We start from the raw sequence: 1,151 nt of genomic DNA, 5'->3' as shown, positions 1-1,151 counted from the left end.
CTAGTGGTTGAGCCCTGACGGTTGAGTCCGTTCGGGGTTTCGGTTTGGGCTCCGTCCTGCGAGTCTGGGGGATGCGCAGTGGCATCTCTTTCACGCTCTCCGCCTCGGATCGCCTTCGGCTGGAAGCCCTGGTCGCGGATCGAAACACGCCGCAGAAGCACGTCTGGCGCGCCCGTATCGTGCTGCTGAGCGCCGATGGGCTCGGGACGCACGCGATCATGCGTGAGGCGGGCGTATCCAAGACAGCGGTCTGGCGCTGGCAGGACCGCTTCGCGCAGGAGGGCGTCGACGGGCTCCTGCGCGATAAGACGCGACCAGCGCGCATCCCGCCGCTGGGGCCGGAGGTGGCGACGCGCGTGGTGGCTCTGACGCAGGGAGACCCGCCCGGCGAGACCACGCATTGGACGGCCGCCGCCATGAGCAAGGTCGCGGCCATCAGCATTTCGTCGGTACAGCGGATCTGGCGCGGGCACGGTCTGCAGCCGCATCGGATCCGGCAGTTCAAGCTCTCCACCGACCCGGCCTTCGCTGCCAAGTTGCGCGACGTCGTCGGGCTCTACGTCGACCCGCCCGCCCATGCCGTCGTGCTCTCGGTCGATGAGAAGAGCCAGATCCAGGCGCTTGCCCGCACGCAGGCCTCCTTGCCGATGAAGCCGGGTCAGCCGACGACGCGCACCCACGACTACAAGCGCCACGGCACGACGACCCTGTTTGCCGCCCTGGACGTCTTGGAGGGCAAGGTGATCGGGCGCTGTATGCAGCGCCACCGGCATCAGGAGTTCATCCGCTTCCTCAACGCGGTCGAGGTTGCAGTTCCGGCGGGCAAGATCGTCCACGCGATCCTCGACAACTATGCCGTCCACAAGCACCCCAAGGTCCGTGCCTGGCTCGACCGCCACCCGCGCTGGACCTTCCACTTCACCCCGACCTCAGCCTCGTGGCTCAACGCCGTCGAGGGCTTCTTCGCCAAGCTCGCAAAACGCCGCCTGCGGCGCGGCGTGTTCGGATCGTTGATCGAGGTGCAGGCGGCCATCAAACGCTTCATCGCCGAAAGTAACGGCGACCCGAAGCCCTTCACCTGGACCGCCGATCCGGATCGCATCATCCAGGCCGCAAGGCGCGGGCACCAAGTGTTAGACTCGCACCACTAG

At 67.0% G+C, this 1,151-nt stretch carries 1 protein-coding gene; it reads left to right on the top strand.

Going from position 1 to position 1,151, the window contains the following annotated elements; all coding sequences use genetic code 11:
• Positions 1–71: 71 nt before the first annotated feature.
• Positions 72–1,151: an IS630 family transposase gene (locus MHA02_RS21815; protein WP_147082677.1), complete on the top strand. Its 1,080-nt coding sequence runs from the start codon at positions 72–74 to the stop codon at positions 1,149–1,151.

It is taken from the genome of Methylobacterium haplocladii, from assembly GCF_007992175.1.
Lineage (GTDB): Bacteria > Pseudomonadota > Alphaproteobacteria > Rhizobiales > Beijerinckiaceae > Methylobacterium > Methylobacterium haplocladii.
This window is presented reverse-complemented; position numbering and strand designations above follow the sequence as displayed.

What these genes read in the sequence shown, in the direction of transcription:
- MHA02_RS21815 (WP_147082677.1), top strand. Translation starts at nt 72, where the DNA reads ATGCGCAGTGGCATCTCTTTCACGCTCTCCGCCTCGGATCGCCTTCGG.